Below are 22264 nucleotides of genomic sequence, written 5' to 3' on the forward strand. Positions count from 1 at the left end.
TGCTCAGCCGCAGCTGGCAGCGGAGTAGGGGGCGGTCGCCGTGGCCGTCGCGGGCTTCCCCGCGACGAAGGCGGTCGCCGTCGCGGTCGCCTGAGCGGCGGGGATGCTCGCCGCACGGGTCGTGAAGGCGTGGGTCGCCGTCTTGCCGGCGCCCACCTCCGCGATCGTCTTCGTGCCGTAGGCCGAGGTGATGACGACCTTCGCGGGGAAGGCGTTCGGGTTCGTCACGAGGACCGAGAGGACGACCTTGCCGGCGATGCAGCGCGTGCTCGCCGACGCCGTGACGGTGATGGCGGGAGCGGCCGTGGGCACCGTCTGCGGCGCGACGCTCTCGAGGGTCGGCGTCACCTTCTGCATCAGACCCGTCGCGGGGTCGAAGGCGACCCTGTCGATCGTGGTCTCGCGGTTGGTCCCGTTGCCGCCGGGGATGGCGAAGCGGTGGTAGGCGATGTACCAGTCGTCGGTGCCGGGGACGGTGATGATCGAGCTGTGGCCGGTGGCGAGGATGCCGAGCGAGGCGTCCTTCTCGAGGATCACGCCGCGGTAGGTCCACGGTCCGTCGATGCTCGTCGAGGTCGCGTAGCCCACCCGGTAGTTCTCGCTGCCGGTGTCGTCGATCGAGTACGTCAGGTGGTAGAGGCCCTGGCGGTAGTTGACGAAGGCGCCCTCGCGGAAGTCGGTGAGGCCGCTGATCCGCTTGATGGTGCCGGGCTTCACCGAGAGCATGTCGTCGGACAGCTCGGCGTAGACCGGCGAGCCGTTGCCCCAGAAGAGGTAGCTCGTGCCGGTGGCCGGGTCGGTGAACGCGGCGGGGTCGATGGCCTGGCCGGAGTTCACCGACTCGCCGTTCGTGATCATCGCTGTCGGCTGCGCCGTGAACGGGCCCATCGGGCTGTCCGCGACCGCGACTCCGATCGTCTTGCGGCCCTGCGCCGCGTTGTGGCCCGAGAAGTAGAAGTAGTACTTGCCGCCCTTCTCGATGATGGTCGGTGCCCAGGCGTTGCCGGTCGCCCAGGGGACGTCGCCGTTCGCGCCGTCGAGCGTCAGGATCGCCGTCGCCGAGCGCGTCCAGTCCACGAGGTTCTTCGACGACCAGACGAAGAAGTCCTTGCCGCCCCAGCCCGGAGTGCCGTCGGTGGTCGCGTAGACGTAGTACGTGTCGCCGAAGACCGCGATGTTCGGGTCGGCGTACAGGCCCGGGATGACCGGGCTCTTCATCTCGACGGCCTTGAGGGTCCAGGTGGTGCTCGCTCCGCCGTCGGCGGGGGTCAGGACGACGGTCTGCGGGGTCGAGAGGTCGCGCACCGTTCCGGAGGCGGGGCTGGCGGTCACGCCCGCCGCCGTCGAGTAGGTCGCGGTCAGCCTGGTGCGGTCGGTGCCCGGCTTCACCGGGAAGGTGACGACGCGGTTCGCCTGGTCGGCGATCGGCGCGGTCTTGAGCACGTCGCCGGTCAGCGTCGCGTCGGCGAGGACCGTGGTGTTGCCCGAGGAGGCGAGCACCTCGGCCGAGCTCAGCGCCCGGTTGTAGATCGCGAACTCGCGGATCTGCCCCCGGAAGCGGTTGTCGGCGTCGTAGTTGCTGCGGCCGATGGAGTTGGCCGTGGTGGTCCCTCCGCCGATGTCCTTCGGATCGGCCGTGACGGTGCCGGTGCCGACCCTGACGCCATCGAGGTAGATTGTCGCGGTGGTGCCGGCGAGCGTGTAGGTGAGGTGCGCCCAGCGTCCGCGCGGCAGCGCCGAGCCCGACGAGACGGTCTGCTCGGTGGTCCAGTTGCCGGTCGCGAGGCTCGTGCGGTAGTTGTTCCCGGAGGTGAACAGGTAGCCGTCACCGGCGCCCGCGGTCGTGTTGCCGAGGCCGTAGATGAAGTACGCGCCGCCCTGGGCGGAGTCGATCCAGACGTCGGCCTGCACGGTGATGTCCGTGACTCCGGTGAGCAGGTTGTCGGGCAGATCGATGTAGTCGTCGGTGCCGTCGAGCCGCACCGAGCCGCTCTGCCAGGTGCCGCCCGAGACGATCGTGCCGTTCAGTCCGTGTCCCGTGACGTCCTGCACGGTCGTGCCCGAGCCTCCGTCGAAGGAGTAGCGCAGGATCTCGCCGGCGGCGTTCACCGGCTTGGGGGTCGGGCCCGTCGAGGTGCCGTAGGCGGCGGTGATGCGCGCCTCCTCCGCGCTCGAGAGCCGCAGGACCGAGCCGTGCCGGAAGGGTGCGGAGAACGAGTAGGTGCTCGCGCCGGTCGCGCCGGTGGTGAGCGCCGTGAACTGCAGGCTCGCGAGCGAGTCGGTGACGTACGCGCTGTATCCGCCCGAGTCGCCCATGACGACCCAGCGGCCGTCGGGGAGCTGGTAGACCGTCAGGCCCTCGATGTGGTCCGAGAGTCCGTGCGCGGTGTCCTCGCCGCGGGCGATGACGCGCTTCCACGGGCCGGCGAGGCTCGGGGCGGTGTCGACGACGGTGCGCCAGTCGGAGGTGGAGAAGCGGTAGTAGACGCCGCCCTCCTTCGCGATGGTCGTGTCGATGATGTTCGGGCCGTCGGCGTTGTTGGTCGGCGAGTTCTCGTCGAGCCAGACCGTCGGAGTCGAGAAGGTCACGAAGTCGCGGGTGGTGCTGACGGAGACGCGCAGCGCCCAGTCGTCGGTGCCGACCTGGGTCTTGTCGCGACCCGACCAGTAGACGTAGTACTGGCCCGTCGTCTCGTCCCACATCGCCTCGGGCGCCCAGACGTTGCCCGCGTTCGCGGAGCCGGCGAAGACGAGGCTCTGATCGCTCCAGGTCACGAGGTCGGTGGAGCGCCAGACGACGAGCTTCTGGCTCGCGTTCACCTGGTCCCACGAGCCTCCGCCCGCGGTGCCTTCGGCGTGCAGGTCGGTCCCGAGGATCCAGTACTCGTCGCCCTCGGGGGAGCGCACGAGGTGCGGGTCGCGGACGCCGAGCGTGCCGGCGAGGTTGGCGAGCACGGCCTTGTCGCCGTTGAGCTTCGACCAGTGCAGGCCGTCGGTGCTCGAGCCGAAGTAGATCTTCTCGTAGTCGGTCGCGGCGAAGTGGGTCCAGAGGTAGCCGGCGTCGTAGTCGGTGTCGAGGCCGGCGGGAGCGGCGGTGACGGTGACGGGGAGCTGCCGGGTCGCGGTGGTGCCGGCGACCGTCGCGGTGAGGGTGACGGGGGTGCTCGCGGCCGGGCGCTCGACCACTCCGGTGGCGCTGAGCACGGCGGTGTTCGACGACGACCAGGCGACGTCGTAGGCGCCGGCCTTCGCGGGCAGCGTGACGTTGCCGCGGACGTCGCCCGCGTTGACGATGCTCAGCGCGTCGAGCGCCGCCTGGGCGTCGGCGTTCACGTCCTGCGCGGGGACGTTCGCGGTGAAGGTGCGGGTCTGCGAGGCGGTGCCGCGGGTCGTGGTCGCGGTGAGGGTGACGGTGGCGACTCCGCTCGCGGGCCGGGTGACGACTCCGGTGGTCGAGACGACGGCCGGGTCACTCGAGGCCCACGCGATCGCGGAGCCGTTGGGCCCCGACGTCGGCAGGGCGAGGTTCGCGGTGACCGACGAGAGGTCGCCCAGGTCGAGAGCGGCGGTGTCGCGCGCGACCCTCGTGGTGTCGGTGGCCTGCAGCCCCGCGACATCGGCGGCGGTGAGTGCGCTGCTGTAGATGCGGAAGTCGCGGACCGAGCCCGAGAGGGTCTTGTCGGCGGTGTAGACCGAGCGCCCGATGGCGTTCGCGGTCGTCTTCCCGCCGCCGATGGCGCCCGGGGTGGTGGTGACTCCGGTCTGCTGCGCGACCTGGGTGCCGTCGAGGTAGAGGCGCGCCGTGTCGGAGGCGTCGTCGAGCGTGTAGGTGAGCGTCTTCCAGACGCCGCGCGCGAGGTTCGCGCCCGAGTTCACGGTCTGCTCGGTCGTCCAGTTGCCGGTCGCGATCGAGGCCTTGTAGCTGTTGCCCGTGGTGTACAGGTAGCCGTTGCCGGCGCCCGAGGTCGTGTTGCCGAGCCCCCAGATGAAGTAGGGCGTGCCCTGCGAGCTGTTCACCAGGACCTCGGCGCTGACCGTGATCGAGGTGAGCCCCGCGAGCACGTCGTCGGGGAGCTTCACGTGGTCGTCGACGCCGTCGAGCTTCACGCCCGAGGTGCCGGAGGCGACGGCGCCGCCCGAGAGCGCGCCGTTGCGTCCCCTGCCCGAGCTGTCGACGGCGACCGTGCCGCTCGTCTCGTCGAGGGCGTAGCGGAGGATCAGATCGTCGGCCGGCGCCCCGGCGGCGGACTGCGCCGTGAGGAGGGGGACCGCGAGCGCGAGTGTCGTCGCGAGGACGAGCGGTCGCAGGAAGGGCTTCATCGCACTTGCTCCTAGTTCGGCACCATTGCTGAGGGGGAGGGGCCGACAACGGCCAGCGATGTTCACGGTAACACGATGTTGACGTCAACGCGATGCCGAATCCGGCCGCTTCGGGCCCGGATCGATCCTGGTCGGTGGGACGACAGTGCCCCCTCGCCGAAGGAGCGGCGAGGGGGCAGCGGACGTGACGCGGACGCCCGTCAGGTCTTGTTGCGGGCCATCACCGCGCGCTGCAGCAGCACGAAGACCAGGAGGATGCCGCCGGTGATGATGGTGGTCGCCTCGGGAGGGATGCCGCCGTCACGGGTGATCAGCACGTTCATCAGGCCGAGCACCAGCGCGCCGATCACCGAGCCGAGCACGAAGCCGACGCCGCCGGTGAGCAGCGTGCCTCCGATGACGGTCGCGGCGATGGCGTCGAGCTCCCAGCCGGTGCCCGTGATGTTCTGAGCGCTGCCGAGGCGGGCCGTGTAGACGACGCCGGCGAGGCCCGCGAGGGTGCCGCTGATCACGTAGATGAGCAGCTTGGTCCGCACGACCGGGAGCCCCATCAGGGCCGCCGACGACTCGGAGCCGCCCATCGCGTAGACCGTGCGCCCGAGTCGCGTGCGGTGCAGCACGAAGAACGCCGCCGCGACGACGACCACGGCGATGATCACTCCGGGGCTGATCACGAAGTCGTTGACCTTCGGGCCGTCGATCAGCTTGATCGGGCTGGCCAGGCCGAGCACGGCCGAGTCCTCCGGCAGCCGCTCGGGCACGGTGCTCAACATCGACGCGAGTCCGCGGGCGAGGAACATCATCGCGAGCGTCGCGATGAACGGCTGGACGTTGAAGTACTGGATCAGCACCCCCGAGACGAGGCCGAAGGCGGATCCGATCAGCACCATCAGGAGCATCACGAGCCATGGGTTCCAGCCGGCGTTGATGAGCAGCACGCCGCTCACGCTGCTGAAGGCGATCACCGCGCCGACCGAGAGGTCGATGCCGCCGGTCAGGATCACGAACGTCAGACCCACGGCGAGGATGATCAGGTGCGCGTTGTTGATCAGCAGGTTCGACAGCGTGCTCGCCTGCAGGATGCGGCCGTAGGCGACCTCTCCGTAGACGATCATCGCCAGGAAGATGATCAGGGCGGCGAGGGTCGGCAGCTTGTCGAGGTGCTGGCTGAGCCAGGATCGCGCGGAGGAGCGGCTCGAGCTCGCCGGAGGGGCGGGGCGGGTCAGCACGGTGCTCATGCGGGGATCGCCTCTTTCTGCGGGACGCTGCGGCGCGCCTCGCGACGTTGCTTGAACGCGGAGCGGACCCGCTCCGACTGCAGGAGGCAGAGCGCGACGATCACGATCGCCTTGAACGCCGGGGTGGCCGACGACGAGACGCCGAGGAAGACGACCGTCTTGTCGAGGGTCGCGATCAGGATCGCTCCGACCGCGGCGCCCGTGATGTTGAACTTGCCGCCCGCGAGGGAGGTGCCGCCGACGACGACCGCGAGGATAGCGTCGAGCTCGAGCTGGTAGCCGGTGCGCGAGACGTCGACGGTCATCACGCTCGCGGTGGCGAACACTCCCGCGACGCCGGCGAGGAGGCCGCTGCCGATGTAGGCGGTCATCAGGAGGCCGCGGCGGTTGATCCCCGCGAGTCGGGCCGCCTTCGGGTCCATGCCGATGGCCTCGATCATCAGGCCGAGCGCGGTGCGGCGGACCAGCACGCCCACGACGACGACGATCGCGATGGCGAGGAGGAAGACCACGGGGAGTCCGAAGACGTAGCCGTTCGCGATCCAGCGGAACGGCTCGTTCGTCGCGGCCGTGTTCTGGCCGCCCGTGATCACCTTCGCGAGACCGCGGCCGGCGAGCATCACGACGAGCGTGCTGATGAAGGGCTGCAGCCCGACCACCGAGACCAGGATGCCGTTCACCGCGCCGAGGACTCCGGCGACCAGCAGCGCGACTCCGAAGGCCGCGGCGGCGGCGCCGAGCGAGTCGGGAGCGCCGTAGGCGTTCAGGAACTCCATCGACACGGCTCCGGCGACGACCATGATCGAGCCGACCGAGAGGTCGATGCCCCCGGTCGCGACCACCAGGCACATGCCGACGGCGATCATCAGGATCGGGGCGGCGGCCCGCGCGATGTCGATCACGTTGCCGACGAGGTAGCCCGTCGTCGGGCTGACGGTGACCGCGAGGTAGCTCGGGTCCTTGACGACGTTGACGAGGAGGAGCAGCACGATGGCGACCGCTCCCCAGAAGTACTGACGACGGATGAGCCCGGAGAGGACGGATCCCCGTGCGGGTCGGGTGTCGCTGCTCATGATGCGGCCTCCTGCGTGGCGCCTTCGAGAACGACGACGTCCTCGTCGACGACTCCCTCTGCGGCGATGGTAGTGACGATCGACTCCGCTGTGACAGCCGGTCCGTTCAGGATCTCCGCGATCATGCGGTGGTCCTTCAGCACGATGATGCGGTCGCTGAGTCGGACGACCTCGTCGAGCTCGGACGAGATGAACACCACGGCGACGCCCTCGCCCGCGAGAGCGACGACCTTCTCCTGGATCTCGGCCTTCGCTCCGACGTCGATGCCGCGGGTGGGCTCGTCGAGGATGAGGATCTCGGGAGCGGTGGCCAGCCAGCGTCCGAGGAGGACCTTCTGCTGGTTGCCTCCGGAGAGCTTGCTGATCGGCCGGTCGGGATCGGCCGGGCGCACATTGAGCTCGACGAGGTACTTGCCGACGATCTCGTCCTTCTCCTTCTTCGAGAGAGGGCGTGCCCAGCCGCGCTTGGCCTGCACCGCGAGGATGAGGTTCTCGCGCACCGAGAGGTCGCGGATGATGCCCTCGTCGCGGCGGTTCTCGCTCGAGAAGGCGATCTTGTTCGCGAGCCCGGCGGTGGGCGTGGGGATGTCGACCTTCTTGCCGTGCAGCGTGATCTCGCCGGTGTCGGGCTTGTCGACTCCGTAGACCAGGCGCGCCAGCTCGGTCCGGCCGGAGCCGAGGAGCCCGGCCAGGCCGACGACCTCGCCGCGGTGGAGGGTGAGGTCGACCGCCTCGATCGAGCCCTTCTTGCTCAGGCCCTTCGCCGAGTAGAGCGGCTCCTCGCGGTAGAGGTGGTCGCGGCTCTCGCGCTCCGAGTCGAGGGAGCGGAGCGCGGCGATGTCCTTGCCGATCATCTTCGAGATGAGCGAGGTGCGGTCGAGCTCCGGAGTCAGGTACTCGCCCACGTAGGCGCCGTTGCGGAGCACGGTGAGACGGTCGCTGATCGCGTAGACCTGATCGAGGAAGTGCGACACGAACAGGATCGCGACGCCCTCGTCGCGCAGACGGCGGATGACGACGAAGAGGTTCTCGACCTCGTTCGCGTCGAGGCTCGACGTCGGCTCGTCGAGGATGAGCACGCGCGAGTCGCTCACCGTGGAGCGGCTGATCGCGACCAGCTGCTGCATCGCGATCGAGAGCGAGGCGAGCGGGCGGCGCGGGTCGAGGTGGCCGAGGCCGAGCTTCTCGAGGGCCTTCTTCGCGGCCTGGTGGGTCGCGCGCCAGTTGATGCCGAAGGGGCCCCGCACCTCGTAGCCCAGCATGACGTTCTCGCCGATGCTGAGGTTGGTGCAGAGGTTCACCTCCTGGTAGACGGTGGAGATCCCCGCGGCCTGGGCGTCGGCGGTGCCGTTGAGGCGACGCGTCGCCCCGCCGACGACGATGTCGCCGCTGTCGATCTTGTAGACGCCCGTGAGCGCCTTGATGAGCGTCGACTTGCCGGCGCCGTTCTCACCCATCAGGGTGTGGACCTCGCCCGGGAACAGGCGGAAGTCGACTCCGTCGAGTGCTTTCACGCCGGGGAAGCTGATCGAGATGTTCTTCATCTCGACGATCGGAGGCGAACCTGTCATGCCGCGTCGTTCCGTTCTCGAGCCCGGCACGAGGTGCGCCGGGGGAGGAGCGACCGGGGACCTCGAGGGCCCCCGGTCGCTCCCGGTGGAGTGGTGCTGAGGACTAGAACTTGCGGTCGGGCAGCGCGGTCGAGGCGGCCTCGGGCGAGTCGAAGGTCTCGCTCGGGACGACGATCGAGGACTCGACCGTCTCTCCGGCGAGGGTCTTCTCGACGGCGTCGAGGGCGGTCTCGCCGAACAGCGGGTTGTACTCGGCGACGAAGCTGAGCTTGCCGTCGGCGAGGGCCTGCAGGGCGTTCTTGGTGCCGTCGATCGTCGCGATCTTGACGTCGACGCCCGGGGTGAGCCCGGCCTCCTCGACGGCCTGGACGGCGCCGAGACCCATCTCGTCGTTCTGCGCGAAGACCATCTGCACGTCGTTGTTGTTCGACTTCAGGACGGTCTCGAAGACGCTCTTCGCCTCTTCGGTCGACCAGTTGGCGGTCTGGGCGCCGACCTTGGTGAAGGCGGAGTCGGCGCCGATGACCTCGTCCCAGCCCTCGTTGCGCTCGTTGACGACCGAGACACCGGCGGGGCCCTCGAGCGTGAAGTACTTGGCGCCGTCGGGGAAGGCGGTCTTGGCCCAGTCGGCGACCGAGGTGCTGACCTGGATGTTGTCGGGCGCGATGCGCGTGACGTAGAGGTCGGTGCTGTCCGGCTCGATGCCGCGGTCGATCAGGATGACCGGGATCTCGGCCTCCTGGGCGCGCTCGAGCGAGTCCTCCCAGCCGGAGCCCTCCGTGGCCGAGAGCAGGATCACGTCGACGCCCTCGTCCACGAAGGAGGTGAAGGAGTCGATCTGCGACTTCTGGTCTCCGTTGGTGGCGGGTGCGTACTTGAGGTCGTAGCCGGCCTCCTCGGTGAAGGTCTCCTCGATGTTGGTCTCGTTCGCCTGGCGCCAGGCGCCCTCGGGGCCGACGGCGACGAAGCCGACGGTGGTCAGGTCGCCGCCCGAGCCGGAGCCCGCGTCGGAGTCGGAGCCGCCCGAGCATCCGGCGAGCCCGAACGCGAGAGCGCCGACTGCTGCGAATCCGACGATCTGGCCGAAACGTCTCTTGTTGAACATGGATCTCCTCCTTGAGATCACGGGCGCGCAGGAGCGCCCGTGCGGGTGCGGGCCCAGGGGCCCGGATGAGTGAACGCAGTGCAGGCCTGGCGGCCCGAGGTGCAGTGAGTGCAGGATGTGCAGTGGACGCCGACTGAGCGCGTCCTCAGCGGAATGTTACCGTGAACAATTCTTGTGACGCAACAGGTCCTGCCGCGTCCTCGGTAACGATTCGGCACGCACCTCCCGGACCCGCCTCCCGGGCCGCCGCCCCGAGCGGAGCCGCGGCTCCGCGGAGGTCGTAGGGTCGTGTCCAGCGCGGCCGAGGGGAGAGGGTGATCGATGGCACTGCCCGACACCTCCCGCAAGCGACGGCCCACCATCTACGACGTCGCCGATCGCGCCGGCGTCTCGCACCAGTCGGTGTCCCGCTACGTCAAGGGGACCACGATCAGGGAGGCGACCCGCGCGGCGATCGAGGCGGCCATCGAGGACCTCGGCTTCCGCCCGAACCAGACGGCCCGCGCCCTCGCCACGAACCGCTCCTACCGGCTCGGCGCCCTCGTCTACCAGCTGCACGAGCTCGGTCCGAACCGCATCGTCGCGGGAGCCGCGCGGGCGGCCCGCGAGGCGGGCTACCTCCTCGACATCATCAGCCTCGACCCCGAGGACGACGCCGAGATCGCCCACGCGATCGACCTCCTCGAAGACCAGCAGCTCGCCGGAGTCTTCGCGATGGCGCCCACGCGCCGCCTCCGCGAGGCGCTCGCCGGCCTCGAGCACCGCGTCCCCTTCCTCCCCGACACCGAGCCGCTCTACGACGGCACCGCCGCGACCGAGAGCCTGAACACCCGGGGTGCGCGCCTCGCGATGGAGCACCTGCTGTCCCTCGGCCACGAGCGCATCCTGCACGTCTCGGGGCCGCGCGACTGGATCTCGGCGATCAACCGCGAGGCGGTGTACCGCGAGGCCCTCGCGTCAGCGGGTCACCCGGTGCCGCCGGTCGTGGAGGGCACCTGGACGGCGGCCTCCGGGTACGAGGCGATCCGCGCACTGCCCGATCCGCTCGAGGCGACCGCGATCTTCGCCGCGAACGACCAGATGGCGATGGGCGTCTTCCGTGCGCTGTGGGAGCGGGGGGTCGCGGTGCCCGGTGCGGTCAGCGTCGTCGGCTTCGACGACGTCCCGGAGTCGGCGTTCACCGTCCCCCCGCTGACCACGGTGCGGCTCGACTTCGCTGAGCGAGGCCGCTCGGCCGTGGAGCAGCTGATCGGGATGATCGAGGGTCGCGCCGATGCGCAGCACAGCCCGGCCGAACCCGACGAGGTCGCTCTCGTGGTCCGCGGGTCGACCGCCCCGGCGTCCTCATAGCCGTCCCGGCGCGGTCTTGCGCTCACCGCCGCCTCCGCTTACAGTCGCAGTACGGTTACCGGTAACAGCAGCGGCTCCGAAGCACGGACTGTTACCGCTAACCGCACGCTCACCGACGAGGCGACGCCCGTCGGTCACCCGCCGCCGGTCCCGATGAGGATCCGACGGCCGATCGAAAGCAGTGACCATGCGCTCTCTCTCCCGCCGCGCAGCGACGATGCTGGCGGCCGCGGCACTCGGCTCCGTGCTGGTGCTGACCGGATGCTCGACCCCCGGCGCCTCCACCGCCGCCGCCGATGTCTCCCAGGACGACGTCGACACCGCGATGACGACCCCCACCACGATCACCTTCTGGACCTGGAACGACCTCTCGGCCGAGGTCGCCATGTTCGAGGAGGAGTATCCCGACATCACCGTCGACCTCGTCAACGTCGGCTCGGGCAACGACTACTACACCAAGCTGCGCAGCGCGCTGCAGGCCGGCAAAGGTGCGCCCGACGTCGCGCAGATCGAGTACCACAACATGCCGTCGTTCATCCTCGAGAAGCAGTTCGCCGACCTCACCCCCTACCTCGACACCGAGCTGTCGTCGCAGTTCGAGGACTTCGCCTGGGACCAGGTCGCCACCGACGACGGCATCTGGGGCGTCCCGCAGGACACCGGCCCCCTCGGCCTGCTCTACCGCAACGACATCTTCTCGGCCAACGGCATCACCACCCCGCCGGCCACCTGGGACGAGTTCGCGACCGACGCGGCGACGATCCACGCGGCGGACCCGTCGAGCTACATCGCCAACATCTCGCCGAGCAACGCGACCGCGACGCTCGGACTGTTCTGGCAGGGCGGCGCCAAGCCGTTCAGCTACGACGGCGCAGAGACGGTCGGCATCGATCTCACCAGCCCCGAGATGACCGCGGTCGCCGAGTACTGGCAGGAGCTCGTCGACGCCGACCTCGTCTCGACCGACCCCGACTTCACCGACCAGTGGTACCAGGGCCTCGCGGGTGGCAAGTACGCCTCCTGGGTCGCCGCCGCCTGGGGGCCGCAGTTCCTGCAGGGCACCGCGGCCGACACGGCGGGCCTGTGGTCGGCCGCGAAGCTCCCGCAGTGGGAGGCGGGCCAGGACGTCTCGGGCAGCGTCGGAGGATCCGCCAACACGGTGATCGCCACCAGCGCGAACCCGATCCCGGCCGCGAAGTTCGCCGAGTTCATCAACAGCGACCACGACTCCGCGCTCGCCATGGGCAACGACCTCTCGCTGTTCCCCGCCGCCACCACGGCGCTCGAGGACCCGGCCTTCACCGACAAGCCCGTCGAGTTCTTCGGCGGACAGAAGACCAACGAGCTCTACTCCGAGATCTCGCCGACGGTCAGCCCCGACTTCCAGTGGCTCCCCTTCATGGACCCGGTGGCCGAGGCCTACAACGACACCTTCGGCAAGGCGCTCACCGACAAGACCAGCCTCACCGACGCCCTCCAGGCGTGGGACGACGAGGTCACGGAGTACGCCACGTCGCAGGGGTTCACGGTCAGCCCGTGACCGCAGACGTCCTCGCACCGGCTCGAGCGGGCCGCGACGCACCTCGCCGCAGGCCCTCGCCCGCGACGCGCCAGAAGACGCTCGCCGCCTTCGGCTTCGTCGCGCCCTTCATGATCGTGTTCGCGCTCATGCTGGTCGTCCCGCTCGTCTACGCCTTCTGGCTCAGCCTCTACCGGGTGCAGCTCGTCGGCGGGCAGAGCTTCGTCGGGCTCGAGAACTACGCCCGCGCGCTCGTCGATCCCGACTTCCTCGGCGGGCTGGGCCGCGTCGCCCTCTTCCTGGTCCTCCAGGTGCCGGTGATGCTCGCGCTCTCGCTGCTGTTCGCGCTGATCCTCGACACCGGGCGGCTGCGCCTGTCGGGCTTCGTGCGGCTCAGCATCTTCCTGCCGTACGCGATCCCCGGCGTGATCGCCGCGCTGATGTGGGGCTATCTCTACGGGCAGGACTTCGGCCCGTTCGCGCAGATCGCCCGCAGCATGGGGCTGCCGGCGCCCGCCTTCCTCTCGAGCGAGTGGGTGCTCGGCTCGATCGCCAACATCGTCACGTGGTCGTTCGTCGGCTACAACATGATCGTCATCTACGCGGCCCTCCGCTCCATCCCGGAGGAGCTCTACGACGCCGCGAAGATGGACGGCGCCGGAGCGATCAGGGTCGCCTGGAGCATCAAGATCCCGGCCGTCCGCCCCGCGCTGATCCTCTCGGCGATCTTCTCGGTGATCGGCTCGTTCCAGCTGTTCACCGAGCCGCAGCTGCTGAAGGCGATCGCACCGACCGTCATCGACGGCTCGTTCACCCCCAACCTCTACGCCTACACGCTCGCCTTCGGCCGCAGCGAGCTGAACTACGCCGCCGCCGTCTCGTTCCTCCTCGGCTTCGTGATCATGGTCGTCTCCTACATCGTGCAGCTCAGCACCGACAGGAAGGAGCGGTCGCGATGACCGCCACTCTCCCGCCTCCCGCCGCGGTCGCGTCGGCAGCGACCCCGAGCCGCCGCAAGCGGCGCACCGAGCGCCCCCGCTTCGATCGCCCGAGCTTCCCGCTGACGGCGCTGATGCTGCTGGCCGCCGCCTACTTCCTGCTGCCGATCGTCTGGCTGGCGATCGCCTCGACCAAGACCAACAGCGGGCTCTTCAACTCGTTCGGCTTCGCCTTCGGGTCGGAGTTCGCGCTCGTCTCGAACGCGGCCGACGTCTTCACCCGCGACGGCGGGATCTTCACCCGCTGGCTGCTGAACACCGTCGTCTACGCGGGAGTCAGCGCGGTGGGAGCGACCCTGCTGTCGACGCTCGCCGGCTACGCGTTCGCGAAGTACGCCTTCCGCGGGCAGAAGGCGCTGTTCAGCATCGTGCTGGGCGCGATCATGGTGCCGGCGACGGCGCTCGCGATCCCGACCTTCCTGCTGTTCAGCTCGGTCGGGCTGACGGACACGCCCTGGGCGATCATCCTGCCCTCGCTCGTGAACCCCTTCGGCGTCTACCTGATGCTCGTCTACGCGCAGGGCGCGATCGACGACAGCATGATGGAGGCGGGCCGGATCGACGGTGCCCGCGAGTTCCGCATCTTCCGCACCCTCAGCTTCCGGCTGCTGGCCCCGGGCATGGTCACCGTGCTGCTGTTCTCGCTGGTCGCGACCTGGAACAACTACTTCCTGCCGCTGATCATGCTGAACGACAAGGAGCTGCTGCCGCTGACCGTCGGTCTCGCGCAGTGGCAGGCCTCGGCCACCCGCGGGAACGGCGGCGAGGCGCTGTTCTCCTCCGTGCTCACCGGCTCGCTGATCTCGACCCTGCCGCTGATCATCGCGTTCCTCTTCCTGCAGCGGTACTGGCAGTCGGGCCTCACGGCCGGCGGAAGCAAGGGCTGAGGCGTGGCGCTGAAGTACGGAGGCGACTACAACCCGGAGCAGTGGCCGGAGGAGGTGTGGGCCGAGGACGTCCGCCTCATGCGCGAGGCGGGGGTGAACTTCGTCACCGTCGGGGTGTTCTCGTGGGCGCTGCTCGAGCCGGAGGAGGGCCGCTACGACTTCGCATGGCTCGACCGCGTGCTCGACCTGCTGCACGGGGCGGGCATCGGGGTCGACCTCGCGACCGCGACCGCGTCGCCTCCGCCGTGGCTGTTCGCGGCGCACCCCGAGATCCTCCCCGAGGACGACCGGGGCATCCGGCGCTGGCCGGGGTCGCGGCAGCACTACTCGCCGACCTCGCCGGCCTACCGCGCGCACGCCGCCCGGCTGGTGCGGGCGATGGCCGAGCGGTACGGCGCGCATCCGGCTCTCGTGATGTGGCACATCAACAACGAGTACGGCTGCCACACCAATCTCGACTACTCCGACGACGCCGCGCGGGCCTTCCGGGTGTGGCTGGAGGAGCGCTACGGCCGCATCGACGCGCTCAACGCGGCCTGGGGCACGGCCTTCTGGTCGCAGCACTACACGGGGTTCGAGCAGATCCTGCCCCCGCGGATCGCCCCGAACTTCAGGAACCCCACGCAGCTGCTCGACTTCCGCCGGTTCAGCTCCGACGCGCTGCTCGAGTGCTTCCTGATGGAGAAGGCGATCCTGCGCGAGGTCACCCCCGACGTTCCGGTCACCACCAACTTCATCGGCGCGTTCAAGCCGGTCGACTACTGGCGGTTGGCGCCGCACCTCGACGTGATCTCGGACGACAACTACTACGACCCCTTCGACGCGGCGAGCCCGATGAAGGCCGCGTTCTCGCGCGACCTGATGCGCTCGCTCGGCGGCGGGCGGCCGTGGCTGCTGATGGAGCAGGCCACCTCGCACGTGCAGTGGCGGCCGACGAATGCGCGCAAGCCCACCGGGCAGATGCGGGCGATGTCGCTGCAGGCGGTCGCGCGCGGAGCCGACGGCATCAACTTCTTCCAGTGGCGCCAGTCGGTCTCGGGGGCCGAGAAGTTCCACTCGGCGATGCTGCCGCACGGGGGCACCGACACCCGGATCTGGCGCGACGTCGTCGAGCTCGGCGACACCCTCTCGCGGCTCGGCGCCGTCGAGGGTGCCTCGTCGCGCGCCGAGGTGGCGCTGGTCCTCGACTGGGACAGCTGGTGGGCGATGGAGGCGGGCGCGCACGCGCAGACCTTCGACTACCTCGCGGGCGTCGAGAGCTGGTACCGCGGGCTCTACGCGCGCAACGTGCCGGTCGACTTCGTCTCTCCGGCCTCCGACCTGACCGGGTACCGCGTCGTGATCGCGCCGCAGCTGTACGTGCTGTCGGTGGAGGACGCGGCGCGGCTCGAGCGCTTCGCGTTCGCCGGGGGGACGCTGCTGGTCGGCTACTACTCGGGCATCGTCGACGAGGTCGAGCGGATCCACGACGGTGGGTACCCGGGGCCGCTGCGGCGGGTGCTGGGCCTGCGGGTCGAGGAGTTCGCGCCGCTCCTGCTCGAGGGCGACGTCGACTCGACGGTGGTGGTCGACGGGCTCGAGCTCGGCGCGTTCGTCGGCTCGGTGTGGTCGGAGATCGTGGTGCCGACCACGGCCGCGGTGATCGGCGGCTTCGTCGGTGGCGAGCTCGACGGGCTGCCGGCGGTGACCCGCAACGCCACCGGCGCCGGCGCCGCCTGGTACGTCGCGACGCAGCCGTCGCCGGAGGGAGTGGATCTGCTCCTCGACACGATCCTCCTCGCTGCGTCGGTCGTGGTCCCGCCCGCCGCTCGGGCCGGAGTCGAGATCGTGCGCCGCGGCGGGGTGCTGTTCGTGATCAATCAGCGGCAGTCGGCGGTCGAGGTGACGCTCGCGGGCTGGGGCGTGGACGAGACCGTCTGGTTGCCTCCCTACGGCACGGCGGTGCGCGGCGCCGGTGCCTCGGTGCCGGTGTCGTCGGAGCAGCGCACGACGCTCGTCGACTAGCGGACGGGCCGCACGCGGTCGGATCGCAGGCGGAGACCCACGGTCGTCGGGAGACCCACGTGCTCCCGGAGGGTCCGCGCGGGTGGTTCAGAAGGGTGGCGGCTCGTCGAACCGTGGTCGTGGGGGTGGTTCGGGTGGTCGGCCGGGGAGGGCGGGTGGTCGGGTGGTGACGTGGCGGCCGGTGGGGGTGGTCCACTTCGCAGTCCCGTCGGGGTGGAGGACGTAGGTCCAGCGGTCGCCGTGGCGGACGTGGTGGTGGGCGACGCAGAGCGAGGCGAGGTTGTGGAGGGCGGTGTCGCCGCCGTTTCGCCATTCGATCGTGTGGTCGGCTTCGGAGCGTGAGGCGGCCCGGGTGCAGCCGGGGAAGCGGCAGGTCTGGTCGCGCAGCTGCAGGTGCAGGCGCATCTGTGGCGGGGGGACGCGGTGGGTGCGTCCGACGGAGGTGACGGTGCCGGTATGCGGGTCGGTGAGGACTCGGGTGAAGGTCGATCCGGTGGCGACGAGGTCGCGGGCGAGGTCGGCGGGGATGGTTCCGTAGCCGTCGAGGTCCGCAGCGGTGTCGTCGAGTCCCGCCGCGGTGCTCGCAGGCAGGGTCAGCCGGATCTCAGCGCGCACTCCGGGCACGAAGGCGGGCGCGGAGCGGTCGGCATCGCGGTCGACGGGAGTGGTGCCGGTGATGTCGCCGTCGCAGAGCAGGTCGGTCAGCGCGTCGGCGCGCAGCTGCGCGAGAGTGCGCTCATCCCCTCCGCTGCTGCCGTCGCCACTGCCGTCCCGGAGGACGCGGGCGATGCGGTCGAGGCGGTCGAATGCGCCGATCGCGGCGGGCGCCGGCAGGTGGGCGCAGAGCGTGGCCATCCCGTCGACCTCGGGGGTGATCCAGACGGCGCGGTCCTCCCGCGCGCGGGCGTGCCGCTCGGTGAGGGGCTGCTCGTGGAGTTCGTCGCGGAGCCGGTCGGCGGCGCGGCGCAGCTGCGTGGGCGTCATCCGGACGGCCAGCTCGGCGGCGCGTTCGTCGAACTCGGCCCGGGAGTCGACGGGGAGCGTGGACGCGACCCGGCAGATCACCTGCCCCGCCTCCCACCGCAGCCGCGCCTCCGCCAGGGCAGCGCGCGTCACCGGCAGGTCCTCCACCAGCCGCTGTGCGTGTTCGAGTTCCCGCGACGCGACCCGCTCCGACACCCCCAACGCGACTGCGAAGTCCGCGCGGATGGATCGCTCGACCAGATCGCTCGTCTCGCTGCGCGACAGACCGCGAGCGAACGCCTCCGGCCACGCGAGCGCCGCCCGGTACCCGGCGTACAGCTCCTCAGCGGCCGCCAGCAGCACCGGCGCAGCGGAGCGCGCGAGCTCGGCCGCGCGGTCGCCGTGGGCGCGCACCTGCGTGAGCGCTGCCTCCGCCGTGCCGATCTCCGTCATACACGTATTGAACCAGCGACCACCGACACCGGAGCCGCCAGGACACCCACGCCGGACAGAGCGGCTCCGATCCGCCCCTGGGGAGGACGCTGCGACCGCCGCCGATAGACTCGGGTCTATGAGTACCGCGGGTCCGGGCAGTGCGCTGCGCCTCCTCGCCGACCCGACGCGCGCGCGGATCGCGGCGATGATCCTGGCCGGCCCCGAGGGGCGGCAGCTCGTCGGGAGGATGGCGGCGGCGCTCGAGCTGAGGCAGCCGACGGTGAGCCACCACGTCCGGGCGATGGCCGACGAGGGCCTTCTGACCCGCGAGCCGGAGGGGCGGAACGTCTGGTACTCGATCGCGCCCGAGCAGCTCGAGCGGGTCGTCGAGTACCTCGGTGACGGCTCGGCGCAGCGAGCGGTCGACCCGGCGCTGCTCGAGCGGATCGTCTCCGATCTCGCCGTCCGCTTCGTCGGCACCTTCTCGCGCGAGACCGTCGAGCGGTACGTCCGTGAGAGCCACCAGCTGCTCGTCGAGCGCGCGCACCTCACGCGCCGCCTCCCCTCGCAGACCTCGCGCTTCGCCGCCGACCGCCTGACCGCTCTGGCGTCCTCGTCGAGCCGATCCGCGACTCCGGAGGTCCTGTTCGTCTGCGTGCAGAACGCGGGCCGGTCGCAGCTGGCCGCCGCGATCCTCCGCCAGCTCGCCGGAGACAGGGTGCGCGTGCGCACGGCCGGCTCGGCGCCCGCGGACGCCGTCCGCTCGGTGATCATCACGGCGCTCGACGAGATCGGCGTGCCGATCGGGGACGAGTACCCGAAGCCGTTGACCGACGAGGTCGTCCGCGCGGCCGACGTCGTCGTCACGATGGGCTGCGGCGACGCCTGCCCGATCCACCCGGGTCGCCGCTACCTCGACTGGGATCTCGAGGATCCGGTCGGGCTGCCGCTGGCGCGGGTGCGCGGGATCCGCGACGACATCGAGGCGCGCGTGCGGGCCCTCCTCGCGACCCTCCCGGTGAACGTCGCGTGAATCGCGCCGTCGCCCTCTCGCGCAACCGATAGACGCCCGTCTATGCTTCGAGTGTTCGAGAGAGGAACCGCCATGACCGAGAAGCCCACCGTCCTGTTCGTCTGCATCCACAACGCGGGCCGCTCGCAGATGGCCGCCGGCTACCTGCGCGAGCTGTCGAAGGGCGCCGTCGAGGTGCTGTCCGGAGGCTCGGAGCCCGGCGATCAGATCAATCCGACGGCCGTCGCGGCGATGGCGGAGGAGGGCATCGACATCTCGCGGGCCGTCCCGACGCTGATGACCACCGAGCAGGTCCGCGAATCCGACGTGGTCATCACGATGGGCTGCGGCGACGTCTGCCCGATCTTCCCCGGCAAGCGCTACGAGGACTGGGAGCTCACCGACCCCCGGGGCAGGTCGCTCGACGAGGTCCGTCCGATCCGCGACGACACCAGGGCGCGCGTCGAGGCCCTGCTCGCCGAGTTGCTGCCCCCGACGGTCTGACGAGCTCCTCCGAAACGGATCAGGAGTCGACGCGTTCGACGGGCTGGCGGAGGATCGTCCGGAGCTTCTCGGGAGCGGCCCGCCTCGGGTCGCCGAGGTAGATCTCGTGGTGCCTGCCGCTCATCCGGAGCCCGTGCGCCGGGAGGAACTCGCGGTGCAGCGCCTCCAGGACCGGGCCCTCGTCGTCGTAGGGGCCGATGTGCAGGGTCTGCGCCGCGAGCCCCTCGTCGAGCATCTGGAGCCGGACCGCATCCGGGGCGGGCGCGCGCCCCTTCCGTCGCACGGTCTCGATCGCCGTCTCGACGTGGTCGGTCATCCAGTCGGGAGTCAGGAGGAGGAGGGTCCAGCTCCACTGCGCCTTGTCGCGAGCGGAGGTGAACGCGGTCATGTCGTCCGACCACCACAGCGCCTCGAGTGGCATCACGCCGTAGTCGCGCCCGAGCTCGTTCCTGCTGAGGGACGTGAGCGCGTAGGCGACCGGGTAGATCGTCGCGAGAGCGTCGGCGTAGGCGGCCGAGGTGTTCGGGTCGCCGGTCCCGTCGATCGCGAGGAACCACGCCGGCGCGACCTCCACGACGTCGAACCGACCGCGGCGCGCGCGGTAGGTGCTGATCTGCGCTCTCAGGTCGAGCTTCACCATCGGAACCCTCCACTGCACTCCATGATGCGCCGGCGGCGGACGGATCTCGATAAGCCCACAGCCGTGCTACTCGATCAGCAGGACCGCCGCCGCCGCAGCAGCAGCGCGCCGCCTCCGAGCAGGAGCGCGAGCACGCCCGCCGGCAGCAGCGACAGGTCGGCGCCGGTCGCGGCGAGGGAGTCGTGCGTGCCCGCCGCCGGCGCAGCGGTCGGAGTCGTCGCGGGGACGACGACCGCGGTCGGCACGGGTGACGGAGCGGGCGCGGGCGTTGTCGGCACCGGCACCGGCTCCGTCCCCTCCTGCGCGAGAACCGGCACGGTCGACCAGTCGATGTCGCTCGCCAGGCCGTACGAGGTGTACGACGGCTGGTTGTAGGCCGTGTTCTGGCGCGCGACCTCGACCCGGTACTGCGGATCGTGCATCAGCGTCGTCAGCTTGCGGTCGGTCACCTCGGTGCTCGAGTAGATCCGGATCGCGCTCGAGTCGGCGGTCGGCAGCAGGAGCTCCTCGCGCCAGTCGCCCAGCACGTCGGCGACCAGCGACGGGTTGCCCTTCGTCCCGTTGTTGGTGACGGTGCCCTCGGCCGAGAGCAGCACGGTGCCGTCGCCGGTGACCACGGTCGGAGTGACCGGGGTCGCGTCCTCCATCGTGGTGCTCGCGACGATCTGCGTCGTCATGTCGGCGGCCCAGCGGATGCTCTGGTTGGTGCCCGGCTGCGTGTCCGAGAGCGGCTCGCCGCTCGCCGAGAGCTCGCCGATCGCCCAGACCTCCTGGCCCGGGACGGCGGGGTCGACGTCGCCGATCATCCCGCGCCCGGTGTCCTTGCCGGAGTAGGCGCCGAAGAGCACCTCGCCCGTCGCGGCGTCGCGCATCGCGTAGCCGTAGGGTGCGCCCGTGCCGCCCTCGTGCACCGTGAAGATCTCGAGCCCCGGGTTCGCCGGGTCGATGTCGGTCACGTGCATCGCGTCGCCGTGGCCGAGCTTGGCCGAGGTCCCAGGTGCCGCGCTCCCCTCGGGGAGGGTGTCGTACGAGCTGTAGAGCAGGCCGCCGTCGTCGTCGAGGGTCGCGGAGCCGTAGACGATCTCGTGGCGCCCGTCGCCGTCGACGTCGGCCGCGCTGAGCGAGTGGAAGCCCTGGGTGGTGAGGGTCGCCCACTCCGGGCTGGTCCCCTCCCGGCCGTGCGGGGTGTCGTTGAACGGGTTCGTCAGCGGCACGTGCCCGCTGTCGGCGGTCCAGCGCTGCGAGAGCGAGGTGCCGTCCCAGTCGTAGGCGACGACGACCGCGCGGGTGTAGTAGCCGCGGGCGAAGACGGCCGACTGCGTCTCGCCGTCGAAGGAGGCGACTCCCGCGAGGTAGCGGTCGACGCGGTTGCCCGGTTCGATCCGGGAGTAGGCGTAGTCGCCCCAGAGCAGGCCGTCGTCGCCGCGGCCCGGCTCGTAGGCGACCGTCTCGAGCTCGGCGCCCGACTCGCCGTCGAACACGGTGAGGTACTCGGGGCCCTCGAGCACGAAGCCCTCGAACGTCGTCAGGTCGTTGCGATCGCTGCGGCCGGGCGCGTAGACGTCGATGAAGTAGTCGGCGAGCTCCTCGGCGCCGGTGCGATCGAGCGGGTAGGCGTGCGTCGGTGCGATTCCGAACGCCTCCTCGAGGGTGGCCGGCCACAGGCCGCTCGTCACCTCCTCGCGGGTGCCCCAGTCCTCGAACACGCCGATGAGGTGCTCGCGGTAGTCGGCGGCCGACATCCGGTAGTCGTCGGCGGCGGTCACTCCCGCGGCGACGTCCTCGAGGAGGAGGGTGATCGACTCCGCGCGGTCCGGGTCGCCTCCGGGCAGTGTCGTGGTGCCCGGAGCGGTCTTCGTCATGATCTCGGAGCGGCCGTCGCCGTCGAAGTCCGAGACCAGGAACTGCGTGTAGTGGGCGCCCGAGCGGATGTTGACCCCGAGGTCGATGCGGTGCAGCAGCGTGCCGTCGGCCTCGTAGGTGTCGAGGTAGGTGCTGCCGGTGTAGCCCTTCTGCGAGACGTCCTTCGCGTTCGACGGGTACCACTTCACGACGTACTCGTAGTCGCCGTCGCCGTCCATGTCGCCGACGCTCATGTCGTTGGCGCTGTAGCTGTAGGCCTCGCCGGCGGGGGTGACTCCGTCGGCCGGCTTCTGCAGCGGCAGCGTCTCGAAGGCGTCGGCGGAGGCGGTGGCCGGCGCGCCGGGCTCGCCCGGTTCGCCGTCGACCACGGGCACCACCCGGTACTCGTCGCCGGGGGAGCCCGCGGGGTCGTGCAGGTTGGTGCTGTCGGTGACGACTCCGACGCGCTCGGCCCCGCGGTAGACGGCGAAGTCGGCGCCGACCATCCCGGTGGCGGAGGAGCCGGTGACCTCGGTCGCGAGCAGGCGCCAGCTGACGAAGACGCCGCCGTCGGGCGAGGCGAGGGCGACGACGCCCCGGTCGAGGTCCTCGAGCTGCACGGTGAGGGCGGTGTTCGCGGTGGCGGTGCTCTGCGCGGCGGCCGGCGCGGCAGCGGCGAGGGCGACGCCCGCGACGAGGGCGAGCCCGAGGCCGGAGCGGAGAGCGGAGCGGCGTCGCGGGAGCCCCGCGACGGGCGTGCGGGCGGCGGTACGTGGACGTGAATTCGACATTGAATCCCTCGG

At 70.6% G+C, this 22264-nt stretch carries 15 protein-coding genes; 7 read left to right on the top strand and 8 right to left on the bottom strand.

Annotation, left to right across the window (positions count from 1 at the left end; genetic code table 11):
- Window positions 1-3 precede the first annotated feature (3 nt).
- The 5 genes from B9Y99_RS17815 to B9Y99_RS17835 all read right to left on the bottom strand — a co-directional run bounded on the left by B9Y99_RS17815 (window position 4) and on the right by B9Y99_RS17835 (window position 9307).
- Window positions 4-4320, bottom strand: coding sequence for a family 43 glycosylhydrolase (locus B9Y99_RS17815; protein WP_085477993.1), 4317 nt, complete (start codon window positions 4318-4320; stop codon window positions 4-6).
- Window positions 4321-4520: 200 nt separating this feature from the next.
- On the bottom strand, window positions 4521-5558 hold the full coding sequence (locus B9Y99_RS17820) for an ABC transporter permease subunit (RefSeq protein ID WP_085477994.1): 1038 nt from the start codon (window positions 5556-5558) through the stop codon (window positions 4521-4523).
- Window positions 5555-6631: an ABC transporter permease gene (locus B9Y99_RS17825; RefSeq protein WP_085477995.1), complete on the bottom strand. Its 1077-nt coding sequence runs from the start codon at window positions 6629-6631 to the stop codon at window positions 5555-5557. Before B9Y99_RS17825 ends, B9Y99_RS17820 begins: the two co-directional genes overlap by 4 nt.
- Window positions 6628-8202 (bottom strand): sugar ABC transporter ATP-binding protein, encoded by a 1575-nt coding sequence (locus B9Y99_RS17830; protein WP_085477996.1) that lies wholly within the window; start codon window positions 8200-8202, stop codon window positions 6628-6630. Before B9Y99_RS17830 ends, B9Y99_RS17825 begins: the two co-directional genes overlap by 4 nt.
- Window positions 8203-8305: 103 nt before the next feature.
- Window positions 8306-9307, bottom strand: coding sequence for an ABC transporter substrate-binding protein (locus B9Y99_RS17835; protein WP_085477997.1), 1002 nt, complete (start codon window positions 9305-9307; stop codon window positions 8306-8308).
- A gap of 321 nt (window positions 9308-9628) precedes the next feature.
- Here B9Y99_RS17835 and B9Y99_RS17840 point away from each other — a divergent pair, with 321 nt between their 5' ends.
- From B9Y99_RS17840 to B9Y99_RS17860, 5 genes are all read left to right on the top strand, one after another.
- Window positions 9629-10657 (top strand): LacI family DNA-binding transcriptional regulator, encoded by a 1029-nt coding sequence (locus B9Y99_RS17840; RefSeq protein ID WP_085477998.1) that lies wholly within the window; start codon window positions 9629-9631, stop codon window positions 10655-10657.
- Between the two features lie 187 nt (window positions 10658-10844).
- On the top strand, window positions 10845-12197 hold the full coding sequence (locus B9Y99_RS17845; RefSeq protein ID WP_244275047.1) for an ABC transporter substrate-binding protein: 1353 nt from the start codon (window positions 10845-10847) through the stop codon (window positions 12195-12197).
- Complete coding sequence (locus tag B9Y99_RS17850) at window positions 12194-13135, top strand: carbohydrate ABC transporter permease (protein WP_165759680.1); 942 nt, start codon at window positions 12194-12196, stop codon at window positions 13133-13135. Before B9Y99_RS17845 ends, B9Y99_RS17850 begins: the two co-directional genes overlap by 4 nt.
- Window positions 13132-14061, top strand: coding sequence for a carbohydrate ABC transporter permease (locus B9Y99_RS17855; protein WP_085477999.1), 930 nt, complete (start codon window positions 13132-13134; stop codon window positions 14059-14061). The genes B9Y99_RS17850 and B9Y99_RS17855 overlap by 4 nt, the downstream gene beginning before the upstream one ends.
- A 3-nt stretch (window positions 14062-14064) precedes the next feature.
- Window positions 14065-16065, top strand: a complete 2001-nt coding sequence (locus tag B9Y99_RS17860; RefSeq protein WP_085478000.1) for a beta-galactosidase — start codon at window positions 14065-14067, stop codon at window positions 16063-16065.
- 87 nt (window positions 16066-16152) lie between these two features.
- Here the strand turns inward: B9Y99_RS17860 and B9Y99_RS17865 are convergent, their stop codons facing one another.
- On the bottom strand, window positions 16153-17481 hold the full coding sequence (locus B9Y99_RS17865; RefSeq protein ID WP_085478001.1) for an HNH endonuclease signature motif containing protein: 1329 nt from the start codon (window positions 17479-17481) through the stop codon (window positions 16153-16155).
- A gap of 118 nt (window positions 17482-17599) precedes the next feature.
- Here B9Y99_RS17865 and B9Y99_RS17870 point away from each other — a divergent pair, with 118 nt between their 5' ends.
- Both B9Y99_RS17870 and B9Y99_RS17875 read left to right on the top strand, forming a co-directional pair.
- Entirely contained in the window at window positions 17600-18496 is an 897-nt protein-coding gene (locus tag B9Y99_RS17870; protein ID WP_085478002.1) for a metalloregulator ArsR/SmtB family transcription factor, read from the top strand.
- Between the two features lie 72 nt (window positions 18497-18568).
- On the top strand, window positions 18569-18979 hold the full coding sequence (locus tag B9Y99_RS17875; protein WP_085478003.1) for an arsenate reductase ArsC: 411 nt from the start codon (window positions 18569-18571) through the stop codon (window positions 18977-18979).
- A 19-nt stretch (window positions 18980-18998) separates the two neighbouring features.
- On the opposite strand, the gene B9Y99_RS17880 is transcribed toward B9Y99_RS17875, so the two are convergent.
- Window positions 18999-19619, bottom strand: a complete 621-nt coding sequence (locus B9Y99_RS17880; protein ID WP_165759681.1) for a GyrI-like domain-containing protein — start codon at window positions 19617-19619, stop codon at window positions 18999-19001.
- A 74-nt stretch (window positions 19620-19693) separates the two neighbouring features.
- Window positions 19694-22252, bottom strand: a complete 2559-nt coding sequence (locus tag B9Y99_RS17885; RefSeq protein ID WP_165759682.1) for a rhamnogalacturonan lyase — start codon at window positions 22250-22252, stop codon at window positions 19694-19696.
- Window positions 22253-22264: the final 12 nt, after the last annotated feature.

The organism is Rathayibacter oskolensis (assembly GCF_900177245.1).
GTDB classification, from domain to species: Bacteria; Actinomycetota; Actinomycetes; order Actinomycetales; family Microbacteriaceae; genus Rathayibacter; species Rathayibacter oskolensis.

Coding starts and splice junctions, on each gene's coding strand:
- B9Y99_RS17815 (WP_085477993.1), bottom strand. CDS start 4,320: ATGAAGCCCTTCCTGCGACCGCTCGTCCTCGCGACGACACTCGCGCTC.
- B9Y99_RS17820 (WP_085477994.1), bottom strand. CDS start 5,558: ATGAGCACCGTGCTGACCCGCCCCGCCCCTCCGGCGAGCTCGAGCCGC.
- B9Y99_RS17825 (WP_085477995.1), bottom strand. CDS start 6,631: ATGAGCAGCGACACCCGACCCGCACGGGGATCCGTCCTCTCCGGGCTC.
- B9Y99_RS17830 (WP_085477996.1), bottom strand. CDS start 8,202: ATGACAGGTTCGCCTCCGATCGTCGAGATGAAGAACATCTCGATCAGC.
- B9Y99_RS17835 (WP_085477997.1), bottom strand. CDS start 9,307: ATGTTCAACAAGAGACGTTTCGGCCAGATCGTCGGATTCGCAGCAGTC.
- B9Y99_RS17840 (WP_085477998.1), top strand. CDS start 9,629: ATGGCACTGCCCGACACCTCCCGCAAGCGACGGCCCACCATCTACGAC.
- B9Y99_RS17845 (WP_244275047.1), top strand. CDS start 10,845: ATGCGCTCTCTCTCCCGCCGCGCAGCGACGATGCTGGCGGCCGCGGCA.
- B9Y99_RS17855 (WP_085477999.1), top strand. CDS start 13,132: ATGACCGCCACTCTCCCGCCTCCCGCCGCGGTCGCGTCGGCAGCGACC.
- B9Y99_RS17865 (WP_085478001.1), bottom strand. CDS start 17,481: ATGACGGAGATCGGCACGGCGGAGGCAGCGCTCACGCAGGTGCGCGCC.
- B9Y99_RS17870 (WP_085478002.1), top strand. CDS start 17,600: ATGAGTACCGCGGGTCCGGGCAGTGCGCTGCGCCTCCTCGCCGACCCG.
- B9Y99_RS17875 (WP_085478003.1), top strand. CDS start 18,569: ATGACCGAGAAGCCCACCGTCCTGTTCGTCTGCATCCACAACGCGGGC.
- B9Y99_RS17880 (WP_165759681.1), bottom strand. CDS start 19,619: ATGGTGAAGCTCGACCTGAGAGCGCAGATCAGCACCTACCGCGCGCGC.
- B9Y99_RS17885 (WP_165759682.1), bottom strand. CDS start 22,252: ATGTCGAATTCACGTCCACGTACCGCCGCCCGCACGCCCGTCGCGGGG.